Genomic DNA, 16921 nt, shown 5'->3' on the forward strand with positions numbered 1-16921 from the left:
CTCAGGCGTCGCGGATCGCCTCCAGAAGCTCCTCGTGGATCAGGCCGTTCGTGACGATCTTTTCCAGGTCCTCGTCGCGCGAATCCTGGCCGGCGACTGTCGTCACCTTGCCGCCGGCGGCGCGCACCAGCGGCATGGCGGCGGCGTGCGAGACGATGTCGGCCTTGAGCCCGATGAAGGCGTCGAGCCTTCCCGCGGCGACGAGCGACATTTCGAGCCCGCCCGAAACGATGACGCGCACGCCGCGGCACAGACCGGCGAGCCGCCGGATCACGGCGCAGGTCCGTTCCGAATCCTCGACGGAATAATGCGAGGTCAGGCAGATCGAGACCACGGCGTCGGCGAGGCAGGTCGTCTGCGAGACCGCGGCCGGGCTGCCGTTCACCGTTGCGACGGTGCCCGCGGCAAAGTGGGCGACCAAGCCGGCGAGCGGCGCGTGCGTCAGGCCGAGCACGGTGCGGCCGGCCTCCTGATAGGCCAGGGTCACGGAGAACCAGGGCAGGCCGCCGGCATAGTTCACCGTGCCGTCGAGCGGGTCGATGATCCAGCGCGGGGCGTCCGAGGAGCCGGAGAAACCCGCCTCCTCGGACAGGATCGCCGCCTCGGGCGTCAGGGCGCGCAGACCCTCGATGACGAGGCGCTCGGAGGCGAGGTCGGCGGCAGTGACGACGTCGCGCAATTCCTTGCGCGTGACGGCGAGCTGCTCGCCCTGCATCCGCACCAGCAGGTCGGCGGCCTGCCCGGCGAGCGTGCCGGCCTGATCGAGGAGGGAGAGGAGGCGCTGATCAGACATGGGCGGAAACCGTTTACTGCCTGCCGGGATAGGCCGGGTCGAGGATGAAGGGACGCCGCGGGCCATAATCGCCGATCGGTTGCAGATGGCTTACCAGCCCGGTCCGCGGCTTCCAGACATGGAGCGCGATCGCTGGCGGCTCCATGATGAAACGGTTTTCCGTGCCGGGGCGCAGATCGAGCGCGACCTGATGGGCCGTGCCCGGCGCGACATAGCCGATCGTGCCGGCGAAGCGCAGCTGGATCGGGCGGTGATAATGGCCGCAGAGCACGCGCTCGATCTCGGGGTGGCGGGCGATCAGCGCGGCGAAGCCGGGCGAGACGCGGGCCGGCATGACGTCCATGCCGTCGACCCCGACCGCGAAGGGCGGATGGTGCATGAAGATCACCGTCGGGTGGCCCTGCCCCTCGGTGAGCCGTTCGGCCAGCCAGGCTTCGCGCGCGGCGCAGATCTCGCCGCCATCCTCGCCCGCCATCACGGTGTCGAGCCCGATCAGCCGGACCGGGAAATCCTCGACGACATAGTGCAGGAAGCCTGACTGCGGCAGATAGCCATGGGCTGGCGCCAGCGCGGCAGCGAAGGTCTCGCGCCGATCGTGATTGCCGGGCACGACATAGGTCGGCATCGGCAGCCGCGCGAGCTCGCGCTGCACGATCTCGTATTCCCCGGGCAGGCCGCAATCGCAGAGATCGCCGGTGACGATCACGCAGTCCGGCCGCGGGTCGAGCGCCAGCACCGCGTCGATCGCCTGCCGGGTCGCGGCGTTGGTGTCGACGACGCCATAGGCCGGCTGGCCGTGCGGGCGAACATGGAAGTCGCTGAGCTGGGCGATGATCATCGAAAAGCCTTTGGAATGAGGGCAGTCACGGAACCTCAGCCCTCATCCTGAGGAGCTGCGAAGCGGCGTCTCGAAGGATGCTCCAGATTGCGCCGGAGCCTCCTGGACCATCCTTCGAGACGCGATCCTTGGGATCGCTCCTCAGGATGAGGGCTCAATAGGGACGCCGCCCGGCGATGGGCCGGGCGGCGGGAGCGGGCCGTCAGGGGCGTCCGCTCACTTCATCAGGGCTTCGGTTTCGGAGACGATGCGCTCGATGCCGGCCTTGGGTTGGATCTCGCCGCGCATCACGCCGGCGATGACCTCGCGCTGCTGGCGCCAGATCCGGACCGAGTTGCCGCCCGGATAGCCTTCCCACGGCGCGGCACGGGAGACCTGGCCGTTGATGGTCCGGAAGTTGGCGTTGGCCTTGTAGAACGGCCCGAGGAAAGCGTCCTCGCCGGCGCGCAGGTTGGTCGGCATGTAGCCGGCGGTCTCGACGACGATCTTCTGGGCCTCGGGCCCGGTGACGAACTTGATGAACTCCCAGGCCGCCTTCTGCTTGGCCGGGTCCTTGGCGGTGATCAGCGCCGCGTTGCCGCCGGTCGGCAGCTTGCCCTTGGCCTTGTCGTCGACCGGGAAGAGCGCGGTCTTCAGCGTGAAGCGGTCGCCGATCAGGTCGGTGACCTGGCGCAGGCGGGCCGGGGTGTCGAAGAAGATGCCGATCTTGCCGGCGATGAATTGCTGGCGCGACTGGTCCCAGTCGATCAGCGGCATGCCGGCGTCGGTGACGAAACTGCGCAGCAGCGACAGCGTCTTCTCGCCGGTCTCGCCGCCGAAGGCGACCTTCTTGCCATCCGCCGAGAGCATGGAATGCCCGCCCTGTAGGATCACGCCGCGCCAGAGCCAGTCATCCGGCCAGTCATGGATGTTGTAGGCGAGGCCGGCGGTGTCGCCGCTGCGGATCTTCTTGGCGAGCGCGATCGTGTCGGCCCAGTTGTCGGGCATCTTGTCGGGATCGCCGCCCGCCTGCTTCACCAGCTCGGCGTTGAAGTACATCAGCGGCGTCGAGGCGTTGAAGGCGAGGCCCGCCTGCTTGCCGCCGACCTGCCCGAGCGAGAGCAGCGCGTCGGAATAGTTGGCCTTGCGCCAGGCTTCCGGCTCGGCCTTCAGCAGCGGGCCGAGATCGACGACCTGCTTGCGCTTGTCGAGGGATTCTACGAGCTCGGTCAGCAAATGGAAGCCGGAATAATAAACGTCCGGCAGCTGGTTGGTGACGGAGGAGCGCAGCATCGTCTGATGCCCTTCGTCATAGCTCGCCGCCGGCGCCCGGAAATTGATCTTGATCTCCGGGTGCTTCTTCATGAATTCCGCGGCGATCGGCTCGTGGAACTTGGCGAAGGCGGGGAAGGCGTAGAGCACGTCGAGCGTGACTTGCTCGGCCCTGGCGGCCGTCGTGGCTGCGAGGGTGAGCGCTGCTGCGGCCAGCGCTTTGCCGAGAGGTTTCATGCGTGATCTCCTTGGCATGGACAGCGGGGCTGTCGGGTTTGCGTTGCTTCAGGCCTGAACTCTGGGCGGGGGTGGGCGGCTTCGTGGCCGGCTACTTCACCCCGGTCATGGTGATGCCGTCGATGAATCGGCGCCGGGCGATCAGGAAGGCGATGACGAGCGGCGCGGTCAGGATCGTTGCCGCCGCGGTGAGCGCGCCGTAGTTCGAGCCGGTCTCGGCATCGGCGAAGAACATCATCCCGAGCGGCGGCGGTGCGAGCTTGGCGTCGGAAATGACGATCAACGGCCAGTAGAGGTCGTTCCAATGCGCCACGGCCGAGAACACCGAGAAGGCGGCAATGGCCGGCCAGGCGCTCGGCGTGACGATCCACCAGACGATCTCGAACTCGCTCATGCCGTCGAGGCGGGCGGCATTGATGATGTCGTCGGGAAAGCTGCGAAAGAACTGGCGGAACAGAAAGATGGCGAAGACCGAGAGGAAGAACGGCACCATCATCGAGAAATAGGTGTTGAGCAGGCCGAGCTGGGCGAGCGCGATGTAGAGCGGCATGGCCGGCACCTGCACGGGGATGCACAGGCCGAGCAGCACCAGCACGAAGAGGGCGTTGCGGCCGGGGAAGTTCAGCTTCGCCAGCGCATAGGCGCAGGGGATTGCGACCAGGAGCTGGACGGTCAGGATGCCCAGGCAGAGGACGAGGCCGTTCAGCGCGAAGCGCAGCAGCGGCGCCTTCTCCAGGGCGAAGAGATAGTTCTGCACGCCGTAGAACTGCTTCGGCCAGAGCGAGATCTCGGCGCTGAAGATCTCGGCCGGCGGCTTGATCGAGGTCACCAGCATCCAGATGAAGGGCGCCAGCATGAAGATCGCGCCGGCGATCAGGACGCCATGGACCAGTGCCAGGGTGATGAAGCGCCGCAGCACCGAATGAACGGGCGTGACGGGCCCGGCGGCGGACAAGGTGAGATCGGTCATCAGTAGTGCACCTTCCTGTCGAGGGCGAAGGTCTGCACGGCCGAGAAGACGAGGATGAAGGCGAGGAAGATGAAGGTCAGCGCCGCGGCATAGCCGGTGTGGAAGTACTGAAAGCCTTCCAGATAGATGTTGTAGAGCAGCACCTCGGTCGAGCCCACAGGGCCGCCGCGCGTCATCACCGCCACCGTATCGAAGATCTTGAAGGCGGTGATCATCGTGGTGACCAGCACGAACATCGTGGTCGGGCCGAGCAGCGGCCAGGTGATGGTGAGGAAGCGGTCGATGCCGCTCGAGCAGCCGTCGATGTCGGCGGCCTCGTAGAGGTCGCGCGGGATCGCGGTCAGCCCAGCCAGGAACAGGATCATGTTGAAGCCGATGAGCTGCCAGATGCCGATCACGGCGAGCGTGGCCAGCGCCGTCGAAGGCTCGCTGAGGAAGGCGACCGGCGCGAAACCCAGCCATTTCAGCACGCCGTTGACCGGGCCGAGCGAGGGATGGAGCAGGAACTGCCAGACCGTCGCCATGGCGATCAGCGTCGAGGTTACCGGCAGGAAGTAGATCACCTCGTAGAGCGAGCGGCTGCGCGTGCGGCGATGCACCAGCACCGCGATCATCAGCGCGCCGAGCACGCCGCCGGGGACGACGATGGCGACATAGAGGAGCGTGTTGACGAGGGAGCGGCGGATGATCGGGTCGGCCAGGGCCTTGCCGAAATTGGCGAAGCCGACCCAGTCCATGTCGACGCCGCCGAACTCGTAATTGGTCAGGCTGAGCCAGAGCAGGACGGCGAGCGGCAGCAGGATCGTCAGCAGCAGCAGGACGAAGGCGGGCAGGGCGAAGCCCAGCCCGGTGATACGTTCGATCCAGAGCCGGCGGCGGGCGACGGGCGCGAAACCCGCGGGGGCGGAGAGGGCGAGCGTCATGGTCAGGCCCTCAGCGGCACGACGGAGCCGGTCGCGCCGTTCTCGCCCCGTGGCTCGACCCGGCCGCCATCGGTGCCGAAGATGTGGCAGGCGGCTTCGTCGAAGCCGAGCGTGACCTCGGCGGCCTCGCTCAAGCCGGCCGCGATCGCGGGCGTGGTGCGCATCGTCACGCCCTGCGCATCGCGCCCTGCGAGGTCGAAATGCAGGATGTATTCGGAGCCGAGATTCTCCTTGCGCCGCAGCCTCGCCGTGAACCAGGCGCGGCCGGGAGCGCCCGGCTCGCCATGCACGAGCGCCAGCGCCTCGGAGCGGATGCCGAGCGTCACCGCCTGCCCCTGCGCCAGCGGGACGGCGAGCGCCATCGGCCTGCCGAAGAGCTCGAGCCGGCCGGCGGCCGCGACCGTCGCGGGCAGGAGGTTGATGGCCGGGCTGCCGATGAACTGCGCGACCTTGAGCGAGGCCGGCTTCTCGTAGAGCCGAGAAGGCGTGCCGAGCTGCAGGATGGAGCCCGAATCCATCATCGCGACGCGGTCCGACATCGTCATCGCCTCGACCTGGTCGTGGGTGACGTAGATGAAGGTGGCGCCCAGCCGCTTGTGCAGCTCCGCCAGCTCGGTGCGCATATGGACGCGCAGCTTGGCGTCGAGATTGGAGAGCGGCTCGTCCATCAGGAAGACGGCCGGCTGCCGGACCATGGCACGGCCGAGCGCGACGCGCTGGCGCTGGCCGCCGGAAAGCTGCGCCGGCTTGCGGTCGAGCAGATGGTCGAGCTGGAGCTGCATCGCGACGGCGCCGACATCGGCCTCGATGCCGCGCATCACCTCGCGCCGGCGGCGGGAGAGGAGGCGCAGCAGCGGCAGGCGCTGCCGGAGCGACAGCCGCGACATGGTCAGCGGCAGGGCGATGTTCGCCCGCACGCTCATATGCGGATAGAGCGCATAGGACTGGAAGACCATGGCGACGCGCCGCTCATGCGGGCGCAGGTGGTCGACGCGGCTGCCGCCGATGGCGACGCCGCCGCCATCCTGATGCTCCAGCCCGGCGATGATCCGGATCAGGGTCGACTTGCCGCAGCCGGAGGGGCCGACCAGGGTCAGGAACTCGCCATCGGCGATGTCGAGATCGACGCCGCCCAGTACCTTCGTGGAGCCGAAGGACTTGGCGATGGAGGAGAGCGCGACGGTAGCCATGTCGTTCGCCTTTCTGCGCGGCCCGCGGGCCTGTTCAGGGGGCGTTGGTGCCGGCCGCCGAACGGCCGGCGGCGGCGCCTCAGGCGGCGCGCGGCGGGTAGACCTCGTGGATCACGTCGTCGATCCAGAGGGTCTTCAGCGCCGCGATCTCGTGAATCTCGGCCGAGAAGTCGCGCCCGTCGAAACCGTAGGCGACGGCGCCGAGCGTGGTCGTGCCGGCCATGCCGGGCTGCAATTCGGGCCCGACGACGAAGCCGGAGGAGGGCCCCCAGATGTAGCGGGTGCCGCCGACCGTGAAGTCATGGGCGCGGTGCAGATGGCCGCTCGCCACGAAGGCGACGTCGTGACGGCTGATGAGATCGAGCAGATGCGCCCGCGGGCGGGGCGGCACGCTCCAATAGCCCTGGTCGCCCTCGTCCGGCGCCTCGATGAAGAGCGGCCGGTGCAGGAACCAGCCGAGCCGGCGTCCTTCAGCCTCGGCGATCTGCCGGTCGAGCCAGGCCAGCTGGTGCCGCTCCTCGGCCTCGTCGCTGCCGAACAGCATCGAATTGAGTCCGATCAGCCGCCAGCCTTCGAGATCGCGGACCCAGAAATCCTCGCCGATATGGCTGCGCCAGCGGGCGAGCCGTTCTTCATTCACCGGCTGATGCGGATGATAGGCCTCGCCAACGTCATGGTTGCCCGGAATGCTGAGCACCGGGACGCCGATCGAGTCGAGCAGGCCGCGGCAATGCGCCATATCCTCGTCGACATCCGCCCCGTCGACGGTGACGTCGCCGGTATGGATCACCAGGTCCGGCGTCCGCGCCGCGAGCCAGGCCGTGAGCGGCGCCCAGTTGCCGGAAAAATGCGGCTTGTTCGGGCTCAGATGGGTGTCCGAGATCTGTACGACCCGTTGCATGGCTTCCCTCCAGACACGTTCCCGCAAGGGAACGGGTCGCCTCCGTCGTGTCCGGGGCGACGATTTTTGCCATGGACCATACAAATGAATGTTTGATGACACAAATGTATTTTATGCATCCGCCGGAGCTTCGGGGCCGTGGGCTCCGCTGCCGAAGGAAAGCAGGCGCCGTTGACGCGTGCGGGCTCAGTCCCGGATAACCGTCCGACAGCGTCGGAGCGGTTCCGGATACCAGAACATGGCCATTTCCATGGAACAGCTCGAGGCCTTCGTCGCGGCCGCCGAGCACGGCTCCTTCTCAGCCGCCGGCCGGGCGCTACGCAAGGCACAATCCGCCGTCAGTACGCAGGTCGCCAATCTCGAAGCCGATCTCGGCCTTTCCCTGTTCAGCCGCGCCGCGCGCCATCCGGTCCTGACGGCGGCGGGCGAACGACTCCTGCCGGAGGCGAAGGTCATCCTCGATCGGCGGGAGCACCTGATCGGCGTCGCCGCCAGCTTCGAGGCGCATGTCGAGACGCGGCTGGCGGTGGCGATCGACGAGCTCTATCCCGAGCGGGCGCTCGGCGCGCTCTTCGCCGATTTCGCGGCGCGCTTCCCACATGTCGAGCTCGAAGTGCTGTTCCCGATGATGGAGGATGTCAGCCGGCTGGTGCTGGATGGCAAGGCCGATATCGGCGTGATGTGGCGCCAGGAGGTGCTGCCGACGGCGCTCGCCTTCCACACGATCGGCTGGATACCGCTCAAGCTGGTCTGCGGCCGGCAGCATCCGCTCGCGAACACGGTGATCGACTGGGAGGAATTGAAGCGCCACCGTCAGATCATGGTGGCGGTGCGCAGCGAAGGGCCGGAAAAGCAGCGCCTGCGCATCGCCGCCGAAGTCTGGTGGGTCGAAAGCCACTGGGTCATTCTGCAGATGGTCAAGCAGGGCATCGGCTGGGCCCTCGTGCCTGACCACATCATCGCCAATTCCCCCGTGGTCGGGGAACTGGTGACGCCCGCGCTGCAGTTCGACGATGCCGATTGGCCGGTTGCGCTGGAGCTGGTCTGGCACAAGCAGCGGCCGAGCGGACCGGCGGCGAAATGGCTGCGGGAACGCTTCGCCACCACCCGGATCGGCGGGGTTCAGGCCTGAGGCCTGCGCTTCCGCGCCGGCCCGACCGCCTCGCCTATTGCAGCTCCTCGCCGCGGCGCTCGGGAATCAGGAACCACATCGCGACCATGTCGAGGATGTAGAGCGTCGCCAGGAGCGCGATCGCGGTCTGGAAGCCATAGGCCCCGGCGATGGCGCCGACGACGACCGGCCCGAAACCGCCGACGCCGCGGCCGATGTTGAACAGTACGTTCTGGGCGGTGGCGCGCGCCGCGGTCGGGAAGAGCTCGCTGATCAGCGCACCGTAGCCGCCGAGCATGCCGTTGACGAAGAAGCCCATCACCGCGCCGGCGACGAGCAGCTGCATCGGGTCGGTCAGCCGCGAATAGAGCACGACCATCACCGCAGCGCCGAGCATGTAGCCGAAGAAGGCCGGCCGGCGGCCGATGCGGTCGGCGATATGGCCGAAGGCGAAGATGCCGAGCGCCATGCCGCCGATGGTGACGGCCGTCCAGAGCGCGGACTGGGTGAGCGCGAAGCCGAACCGCGTGGCGAGGTAGTTCGGCAGCCAGATCATCACGCCGTAATAGCCGAAGTTCTGCACCGAGCAGAGCACGACCATGCCGAGGCTGAGCTTGGTGGTCGGCCAGTCCTTGACCAGCAGATGCAGCGCCGATCCCTTCGGCCGGTCCTTCGAGCGGGCGACGAAGACCTCGGGTTCATGCAGCGACTGACGGATGAAATAGGCGGCGATCGCCGGCAGCACGCCGATCGCGAACATGCCGCGCCAGCCGATCGAGGGCAGCAGCAGCGGGGTGGCGAGCGCCGCGGCCAGCACGCCGACCTGCCAGCCGAGGCCGACATAGGAGGAGGCGCGCGCCCGCTTCGAGGCCGGCCAGGCCTCGGCGACCAGCGCCATCCCGATGCCGAACTCGCCGCCGAGCCCGAGACCGGCGATCGTGCGGTAGATCAGCAGGTCCCAATAGCCCTGGGCGAAGGCGCACAGGCCGGTGAAGACGGCGAAGAGCACGATGGTCCAGGTCAGCACGCGGACGCGGCCGATCCGGTCCGAAAGCATGCCGAAACCGATGCCGCCGAGCACGGCGCCGACCAGCGTCGCGGTGACCAGCGAGGCGGCCTGAGCCTGGCTGAGCTGCAGATCGGCCGAGATCGCCCGCAGCATGAAGCCGAGGATCAGCAGGTCGAAGCCGTCCATCGCATAGCCGATGGCGGCGCCCCAGAGGGCCTTGCGAGCCTTGCTGTCCACTTCCGTCGGGGCCGCGGCGAGATGGCCGGCCGCTGCCGTGCGTTGGTCAGTCATGTCTCGGCCCTCGTTCCTGCGCGCAGGGGCGGCATCTCACGGCGTCGAAGCCGGCGCAATGACCGTGCGGCCACAGCCTGTGGACGCAAGCATGGAATCATGCATTCGGCGGCCGGTGGAAAATCGCGCGACGGAGGATTGACCTGCCGCTCCGGCGCGATCAGAAGAGACCGTTTGCCAATTCGACCTGCCCCTCGCGCCCTTGCCGTCCCCGGCGAGCGGCGGCGCTCAGCCCGGAGACACCGCCCATGTCCAACCTGTTCACCCCCACCGACAGGACCGTGATCGCGCGCGAAGCCGCCAAGATGCTGCTCGAGATCAAGGCGGTCCATTTCTACAGCGACAAGCCCTTCTTCTTCACCTCGGGCTGGGCCAGCCCGGTCTATATCGACTGCCGCAAGATCATCTCCTATCCGCGGCTGCGCTCGACGCTGATCGATTTCGCGGCGACCACGATCGTGCGCGACATCGGCTATGAATCGCTCGACATCATCGCCGGCGGCGAGACGGCGGGCATCCCCTTCGCGGCCTGGATCTCCGACCGCCTGTCGCTGCCGATGCAGTATGTCCGCAAGAAGCCGAAGGGCTTCGGCCGCAATGCCCAGATCGAAGGCTCGGTCGTCGAGGGCGCGCGCACCCTGCTGGTCGAGGATCTCGCCACCGACGGCCGCAGCAAGGTCAATTTCGCCGAGGCGCTGCGCAATGCCGGTGCCGACGTCCAGCACTGCTTCGTGCTGTTCTATTACGACATCTTCCCGAAGAGCCGCGAGCTGATGGCCGAGATCGGCGTCAACCTGCACTACCTCACCACCTGGTGGGACGTGCTCGCCGTCGCCAAGGAGAGCGGCCATTTCGAGCCGAAGATACTGGGCGAGGTCGAGAGCTTCCTGAACGATCCCGCGAGCTGGTCGGCCAAGCATGGCGGCATCTCCGCCTTCGGCGAAGAGAAGAAGCCGGCCTGATCTCAGGCCTGTTTCCGGGTCGCGCGACCGCGCCGACCCTTGCGGGATCCGCGATCCCCGCCCGTTTCCCATGCCTCGCGGCCGGCCTCCAGCCGGCCGCTTCGCCCTTTAGGGGGTGACAGCCGGCGCGCCAATGTGACAGCTTCGTGACGAAGCGACACAATCGTCGCCGGAAGGGCGCCGACCTCGACGTCGGCCCCGGGGGGAAACGGGAGGACAATGATGGTAACGCGCAGGATCGCCATTGGGGCTGCGGTCGGGCTCGGCTTGCTGGCCGTTCCGGCCTGGGCGCAGGCGCCCGCCGGCAAGGTCACGGTCGTCACCTCCTTCTCCAAGGACGTCACCGATCCGATCAAGAAGGCCTTCGAGAAGGCTGTTCCCGGCGTCACGCTGGAGGTCCAGAACCGCAACACCAATGCCGGCGTGAAATATCTCGAGGAGACCAAGGCCAACAACCAGGTCGACCTGTTCTGGGCCTCGGCGCCCGACGCCTTCGAGGTGCTCAAGGGCAAGCAGCTGCTGACGCAGTACAAGACGAAGGCGACCGGGATCCCGGACAAGATCGGCTCCTACCCGATCAACGATCCGCAGGGCTATTATTTCGGCTTCGCCGCCTCGGGCTACGGCATCATGTGGAACGAGCGCTATGCCAAGGCCAACAAGCTGCCGGAGCCGAAGGACTGGCAGGACCTCGCCAAGCCCGCGTTCTTTGACCATGTCTCGATCGCCTCGCCGGCGCGCTCCGGCACGACCCATCTGACGGTCGAGACGATCCTGCAGGGCGAGGGCTGGGACAAGGGCTGGCGCACCATCAAGGAGATGGCCGGCAACTTCAACGCGATCACCGAGCGCTCCTTCGGCGTGCCGGAGGCGGTGAATTCGGGCCAGGTCGGCGTCGGCATCGTCATCGATTTCTTCGCCTTCTCGGCCCAGGCCTCGGGCTTCCCGGTCAAGTTCGTCTATCCGACGGTGACTACGGTGGTGCCGGCCAATGTCGGCATCGTCGCCAATGCGCCGAACAAGGCGGCTGCCGAGGCCTTTGTCGAGTTCCTGCTCTCGCCGACCGGGCAGGAGGTGCTGCTCGAGCCCGGTATCCGCCGCCTGCCGATCAACCCGGCGGTCTATGCCAAGGCCGGGGCCGACTACCCCAACCCCTTCACCGATCCGCGCTTCCAGAAGATGATCGGCTTCGACGTCGACAAGTCCGAGGCGCGCACCGCCGCCGTCGACACGCTGTTCGACCAGCTCGTCTCCTTCCAGCTCGACGCGCTGAAGGGCGTGACCAAGGTCCTCCACGAGGTCGATGCCGCACTCGCCAAGAAGCCGAACCCGCAGGCCAAGGCGCTCGCCGACGAGGCGCGCAACCTGATTGCCGCCATGCCGGTCTCGGAGGCGCAGGCCTCCAGCGCCGAGATCAAGGGCGCCTTCACCGGCGGCAAGCAGAAGGGCGCGCGCCAGGCCGAGCTCGAGAGCCAGTGGGCGAGCTTCGCCCGCGACAACTACGCCAAGGCCAAGGCCAAGGCGGAGGAAGCGCAGAAGGCGGCGAAATAGGGTCGGACGTCGTCGTCTCGCGGAGCATCCCCGTGCGCACTGCGGCGTGAAACGCCGCGGCGCAGACACGGGGACCGCGTGACGAGTAGGCGCCTTTTCCCGAAGACGATCCCGCATCTGCGCAGCGGCATTCGATGGCGCTGCGCGTGCGGGACGACAGCCTGCCCCGAGAGCGCATGACCGCCATTCCTGCCACTGCTCCTCCCCGTGCCCGCCGCCTCTCGGCCACGCCCGGCCAGATCGCGCTGGCGCTGGCGATCGCGGCCTTCCTGCTCGCCTTCCTCGTCCTGCCGGTCGCGACCGTGCTCTACGTCGCCTTCACCGAGAAGGGCACGGGGACCTTCACACTGGTCAATTTCTACGATTTCGTCCGCACCGAGCTGTTCATGCGCTCGCTGTGGAATTCCTTCTACGTTTCGGCGATGTCGGTCGCCTGGGCTTCGGTCCTCGCCTTGCCGCTGGCCTATCTGACGACGCGCTTCGCCTTCCGCGGCGCGGCCATCGTGCAGACGCTGGGTTTCCTGCCGCTGATCATGCCGCCCTTCGTCGGGGCGGTGGCGATGCAGCTCTTCTTCGGCCGCAACGGCTCGATCAACCTGCTGCTCGACGACTGGTTCGGCTTCAAGATCGGTTTCATGGAGGGGCTGAACGGCGTCATCTTCGTCCAGTCCGTCCATTATTTCCCGTTCATCCTGATCAATCTCTCCGCCGCCCTGCGCAATATCGACCGGGCGATGGAGGAAGCGGCGCAGAACCTCGGCTGCTCGGGCTTTCGGCTGTTCCGCCGCATCGTCTTCCCGCTCGCGCTGCCTGGTTATCTCGCCGGAGCTTCGCTGGTCTTCGTCAAGGTCTTCGACGATCTGGCGACGCCGCTGCTGCTCAACGTCAAGGACATGCTGGCGCCGCAGGCCTATCTGCGCGTCACCTCGATCGGCATCGCCGATCCGATGGGCTACGTCATTTCCGTCGTGCTGATCGTCGCCTCGGTGATCGCGATGTGGCTCTCGGCGGCGGCGCTGAAGGGACGCGACTACGCCACGACGCAGCGCGGCGGGGGCGGGCTGGCCAAGCGGCGGATGACGCGAATGGAGGCCGTGCTCGGTTATGGCGTCGTCGTCCTGATCCTGGCGCTGGTGCTGGCGCCGCATCTCGGCCTGCTGCTGCTCTCCTTCGCGACGGTCTGGTCGTTCTCGCCGCTGCCCGACGGCTTCACCCCCGCGCATTACGCCCGCGTCTTCGGCGAGAGCTCGCTCTACATCAAGAACACGCTGATCTACGCCACGCTCGCCGGCGGCATCGATATCGTGCTCGGCGTCGCCATCGCCTATCTGGTGCTGCGCACCAAGCTCGTCGGGCGCGAATGGCTCGACTGGGCGGCTTCCGCCGCGCTCGCCATCCCGGGCGTCGTGCTCGGCATCGGCTATCTCAGGAGCTTCTACGGCGTCACCCTGCCGGACGGCACGCCGCTCGCGGCGCTCTGGGTCACCATCGTGCTGGCGCTGGCGATCCGGCGGCTGCCCTATGCGCTGCGTGCCTGCTACGCCGCGCTCCAGCAGGTCTCGGTCTCGCTGGAGGAGGCGGCGGAAAATCTCGGCGCCACCAAGGCCCGCACGGTGCGGCGCATCGTCGTGCCGCTGATGGCGGGCGGTATCCTCGCCGGCTTCGTCACCAGCTTCTCCACCGCCGCGGTCGAACTCTCCGCGACGCTGATGCTGGTGCAGTCGAACTCGGACGCGCCGCTAGCCTATGGCCTCTACGTCTTCATGCAGTCGGCGGCCGGGCGGGGGCCGGGCGCGGCGCTCGGCGTCGTCGCCGTGCTGCTGGTCGCGCTCTGCACCTTCATCTCGCACGCCATCATCGAACGCAGCCAGAAAACCAAGGGGCTGGGCCATTGACCGTGACCGTCGCCGCAACGCTTACCGCCTCGGCCGTCTCGGTCGATATCGAGGGCATCAACCTGTCCTATGGCGACAACCACGTGCTGAAGGATGTGAATCTGGCGATCCGTCCCGGCGAGTTCTTCGCTTTCCTGGGCCCGTCGGGCTGCGGCAAGACCACGCTGCTCAGGCTGATCGCCGGCTTCAACCAGGCCGATACCGGCCGCGTGCTGATCGGCGGCAGCGACATCTCGGCCCTGCCGCCATGGAAGCGCGATGTCGGCATGGTGTTCCAGTCCTATGCGCTGTGGCCGCATATGACGGTCGCCGCCAATGTCGCTTTCGGGCTCGAGGAACGCGGCGTGCCGAAGGCCGAGATCGCCCGGCGCGTGACCGCGGCGCTCAACCTGGTCGGGCTCTCCCATCTCGGCGGTCGCCGGCCCTCGCAGCTCTCCGGCGGGCAGCAGCAGCGCGTCGCAGTGGCGCGCACTGTCGCGGTCGAGCCCAAGGTGCTGCTGCTCGACGAGCCGCTGTCCAATCTCGACGCCAAGATGCGGGTGCAGGTGCGTCGGGAGTTGCGCGACCTGCAGCAGCGCCTCGGCCTGACCACGATCTTCGTCACCCATGACCAGGAGGAGGCGAACACGATCTGCGACCGCATCGCGGTGATGAATGACGGCATCGTCCAGCAGGTCGGCACGCCGATGGAGCTCTATGAGCGCCCGGCCAACCTGTTCGTTGCCAATTTCCTCGGCACGGCCAACATCCTCGACGGCAGCGTCGTGGCGGATGGCGACGGGCGCTGGTTCGCGGTCGAGGGCGGCGCCCGGGTGCCGGTTCCGGCGGATGCCGTGGTGCCGCCGGGGACCAAGCTGGTCTTCAGGCCGCAGCATGCTTCGCTCACCCGGGCGGGTGCGGTGGCCGAAGCAGGACAGCTGCAGGGCGCGATCAGCCATCGCGAGTTCCTGGGCGCCAGCATGCGTTACGGCGTCAGGATCGGCGGCAGCGAATTGTCGGTCGACCTGCCTTTCCAGTCCGGTGCCGCGCTGTTCGAGGCCGGCGACGCAGTGACGCTCGGCGTGCCGCCCTCGGCGCTGCTCTGGCTGCCGGCCGCCTGACGTCCGGGGCCGGCCTCAGCGCGCGGTCGAGCGGGCCTCGAGTGCCTTGGCGACGCGGCGCATCGCTTCGCCGGCGGCGTTGCATTCCTCGTCGCTCAGCACCGTCATCATTGCCTCGATCTCGGCGACATGGATCGCCATCGCCTTGCGGGTCAGCGCTTCGCCCGCAGGAGTGAGCCAGAGGCGGCGCAGGCGCCGGTCGGCTTCGTCGCTGCGCCGCTCGATCAGGCCGCGTCGCTCCAGCACCGGCAGCAGCATGCTCATCGCGCTGCGCCCGACGAGCAGCTTTTCCGCCAGCGCCTGCTGGGTCAGGCCCGGGACGTGGAAGATGTTGGCGAGCACGTCGTAATGCGGCAGCTGGATGTCGAGCGGCGCCAGCGCCTCGCCGAAGACCTTCTCCCACAGGACATGGGCGCGGGCGACCGCGATCCAGTTGCGGAAGCGCGGCAGCTCCCAGGGCAGGAGCTGCGTCGCCGGCGGGTCGGAAAGTTCTTGCTTTTTGTTCATGGCTGAACATATTTGTTCAGCGTTGAACAAGATCGGGTCTCCGCCATGACCGCTTCCGCACTCCGTTACATGCGCCCGCTGGTGCGGGCCGCGAGCTTCGTCGCCCCGGCCGCCACTGGCCGGCTCGCCTTCCGTCTGTTCTGTACCCCGCCAAGGCGGCCGAAGCGAAACGGAAACGGCAAGCCGGTCGAGACCGCGGCCGCGGCTCGGCTGCGGCACGCGAGCGCCCGGGCGATCCCGTTTCCGTGCGGAAGCGTGCAGGCCTATGTCTTCGAGCCCGATGCCGCCGTGCCGGCCGGCACGGTGCTGCTGGTCCATGGCTGGACGGGGGATGCCGCCACGATGACCGGCTTCGTCGAGCCGCTGCTGGCGAAGGGGTTCCGGGTCGTTGCCTTCGATCTGCCCGGCCATGGCGCCTCGACCGGGCGGGAGCTCAACATCCCGCTCGGCGTGGCGAGCCTTGCCGCCGTGGCGCGGGTGTTCGGGCCCTTGCATGCGATCGTCACCCATTCCTTCGGCGGGGCGATCGCGCTCGCGGCGCTGGCGGACTCGGTCAGGGGCCAGCCGGCGGTCAGCGCCGGGCGGCTGGTGCTGATCGCCGCGCCGTCCTCGATCAGCGAGATCACCCGGCGCTTCGGCGCGACCCTCGGCCTTGGCCGACGCGGGCAGGCGGCGCTGGAGCGGCGCATCCATGTCGTCGCCGGCAGCCCGGTCGAGGTCTTCGAGGGTCCGCTGCAATTGGAGGCGATCGGGCTGCGGACGCTGGTGATCCACGACCGGAACGATCGGGAGCTCGGCTTCCACCATGCGCAGGCGCTCGCTGATGCCGGATCCTTCGTCAGGCTGGAGGCGACGGAAGGGCTCGGCCATCGCCGCATCCTGAAGGCGCGGCCGGTGGCCGAGAAGGTGGCGCGCTTCGTGGCTGCCGGCTAGGCCCGCTGTCCGGGATCAAGCAGCGGGCCGCCGCGAAACGATCCCGCTTGGGCGGTGCGTTCCACCGTCAGCGCTTGGTCAGGATGGCGCGGGCTGCGCCGCCATAAGTGTCCGAATAGGCGTAGTTGAGCGTCTTTCCGTTTCCTGTCTTCAGGATGACGGTGCCTGCATTCCCTGCCGTGAAGGTGATTTCATTGCCGGAGCTTCGGGAATTCCAGACCTTCACCGGCTTGCCGCGAAATGCGTAGGACTGAACCGTGTTCGAGGCGATCTCGATCTCGACGCTCGCGCCGTTCTCGATCTTGCCCGCCCATTTTCCATCCGCGGTCTGTGCCGAAGCGGGTGCGCCCATCAGGACGAGCGAAGACGCAAGAAATACTCGGGCAAGGACCTTCATCGTGCTGGCTCCCCGGCGCTCTTTCCGGAGAGACTACAGCTTCGACATGCGGCTCGCGTCCC

The 16921-nt window shown here is 67.8% G+C and carries 16 protein-coding genes; 6 read left to right on the forward strand and 10 right to left on the reverse strand.

Features of this window, described 5'->3' with window-relative positions; genetic code table 11:
• Nucleotide 1 precedes the first annotated feature (1 nt).
• From B5Y19_RS04455 to B5Y19_RS04485, 7 genes are all read right to left on the reverse strand, one after another.
• A complete protein-coding gene (locus B5Y19_RS04455) occupies nucleotides 2-793 on the reverse strand; it encodes an inositol monophosphatase family protein (protein WP_055730520.1) in 792 nt (263 codons plus the stop codon).
• Between the two features lie 13 nt (nucleotides 794-806).
• Complete coding sequence (locus tag B5Y19_RS04460) at nucleotides 807-1631, reverse strand: phosphodiesterase (RefSeq protein ID WP_055730519.1); 825 nt, start codon at nucleotides 1629-1631, stop codon at nucleotides 807-809.
• 216 nt (nucleotides 1632-1847) lie between these two features.
• Nucleotides 1848-3119: an ABC transporter substrate-binding protein gene (locus tag B5Y19_RS04465; RefSeq protein WP_139384260.1), complete on the reverse strand. Its 1272-nt coding sequence runs from the start codon at nucleotides 3117-3119 to the stop codon at nucleotides 1848-1850.
• A 91-nt stretch (nucleotides 3120-3210) separates the two neighbouring features.
• Nucleotides 3211-3975, reverse strand: a complete 765-nt coding sequence (locus B5Y19_RS04470) for a carbohydrate ABC transporter permease (RefSeq protein ID WP_411914140.1) — start codon at nucleotides 3973-3975, stop codon at nucleotides 3211-3213.
• 113 nt (nucleotides 3976-4088) lie between these two features.
• Complete coding sequence (locus B5Y19_RS04475; RefSeq protein ID WP_055730516.1) at nucleotides 4089-5012, reverse strand: carbohydrate ABC transporter permease; 924 nt, start codon at nucleotides 5010-5012, stop codon at nucleotides 4089-4091.
• 2 nt (nucleotides 5013-5014) lie between these two features.
• Nucleotides 5015-6202 (reverse strand): ABC transporter ATP-binding protein, encoded by a 1188-nt coding sequence (locus tag B5Y19_RS04480; RefSeq protein WP_055730515.1) that lies wholly within the window; start codon nucleotides 6200-6202, stop codon nucleotides 5015-5017.
• Nucleotides 6203-6281: 79 nt separating this feature from the next.
• Nucleotides 6282-7103, reverse strand: a complete 822-nt coding sequence (locus B5Y19_RS04485; protein ID WP_055730514.1) for a metallophosphoesterase family protein — start codon at nucleotides 7101-7103, stop codon at nucleotides 6282-6284.
• Nucleotides 7104-7341: 238 nt separating this feature from the next.
• Here B5Y19_RS04485 and B5Y19_RS04490 point away from each other — a divergent pair, with 238 nt between their 5' ends.
• Complete coding sequence (locus B5Y19_RS04490) at nucleotides 7342-8235, forward strand: LysR family transcriptional regulator (RefSeq protein ID WP_055730513.1); 894 nt, start codon at nucleotides 7342-7344, stop codon at nucleotides 8233-8235.
• A gap of 34 nt (nucleotides 8236-8269) precedes the next feature.
• Here B5Y19_RS04490 and B5Y19_RS04495 read toward each other — a convergent pair whose 3' ends face one another.
• Nucleotides 8270-9514 carry an MFS transporter gene (locus tag B5Y19_RS04495; protein ID WP_079591150.1) on the reverse strand — a complete coding sequence of 415 codons (1245 nt, stop codon included), beginning with the start codon at nucleotides 9512-9514 and terminating at the stop codon, nucleotides 8270-8272.
• A gap of 248 nt (nucleotides 9515-9762) precedes the next feature.
• Between B5Y19_RS04495 and B5Y19_RS04500 the strand changes: the two genes are divergently transcribed.
• From B5Y19_RS04500 to B5Y19_RS04515, 4 genes are all read left to right on the forward strand, one after another.
• Complete coding sequence (locus tag B5Y19_RS04500; protein WP_055730512.1) at nucleotides 9763-10476, forward strand: orotate phosphoribosyltransferase; 714 nt, start codon at nucleotides 9763-9765, stop codon at nucleotides 10474-10476.
• A gap of 222 nt (nucleotides 10477-10698) precedes the next feature.
• Nucleotides 10699-12027, forward strand: a complete 1329-nt coding sequence (locus B5Y19_RS04505) for an ABC transporter substrate-binding protein (protein ID WP_139384261.1) — start codon at nucleotides 10699-10701, stop codon at nucleotides 12025-12027.
• A gap of 176 nt (nucleotides 12028-12203) precedes the next feature.
• Nucleotides 12204-13922 (forward strand): ABC transporter permease, encoded by a 1719-nt coding sequence (locus B5Y19_RS04510; protein WP_055730550.1) that lies wholly within the window; start codon nucleotides 12204-12206, stop codon nucleotides 13920-13922.
• Nucleotides 13923-13924: 2 nt separating this feature from the next.
• On the forward strand, nucleotides 13925-15022 hold the full coding sequence (locus tag B5Y19_RS04515) for an ABC transporter ATP-binding protein (protein ID WP_244555479.1): 1098 nt from the start codon (nucleotides 13925-13927) through the stop codon (nucleotides 15020-15022).
• A gap of 15 nt (nucleotides 15023-15037) precedes the next feature.
• On the opposite strand, the gene B5Y19_RS04520 is transcribed toward B5Y19_RS04515, so the two are convergent.
• Entirely contained in the window at nucleotides 15038-15529 is a 492-nt protein-coding gene (locus B5Y19_RS04520; protein WP_055730509.1) for a MarR family winged helix-turn-helix transcriptional regulator, read from the reverse strand.
• Nucleotides 15530-15574: 45 nt separating this feature from the next.
• Between B5Y19_RS04520 and B5Y19_RS04525 the strand changes: the two genes are divergently transcribed.
• Nucleotides 15575-16462: an alpha/beta fold hydrolase gene (locus B5Y19_RS04525; protein ID WP_055730508.1), complete on the forward strand. Its 888-nt coding sequence runs from the start codon at nucleotides 15575-15577 to the stop codon at nucleotides 16460-16462.
• 67 nt (nucleotides 16463-16529) lie between these two features.
• Here B5Y19_RS04525 and B5Y19_RS04530 read toward each other — a convergent pair whose 3' ends face one another.
• Complete coding sequence (locus B5Y19_RS04530) at nucleotides 16530-16859, reverse strand: hypothetical protein (protein ID WP_139384262.1); 330 nt, start codon at nucleotides 16857-16859, stop codon at nucleotides 16530-16532.
• Between the last annotated feature and the right edge of the window lie 62 nt (nucleotides 16860-16921).

It is taken from the genome of Allobosea thiooxidans (assembly GCF_900168195.1).
Classification (GTDB): domain Bacteria; phylum Pseudomonadota; class Alphaproteobacteria; order Rhizobiales; family Beijerinckiaceae; genus Allobosea; species Allobosea thiooxidans.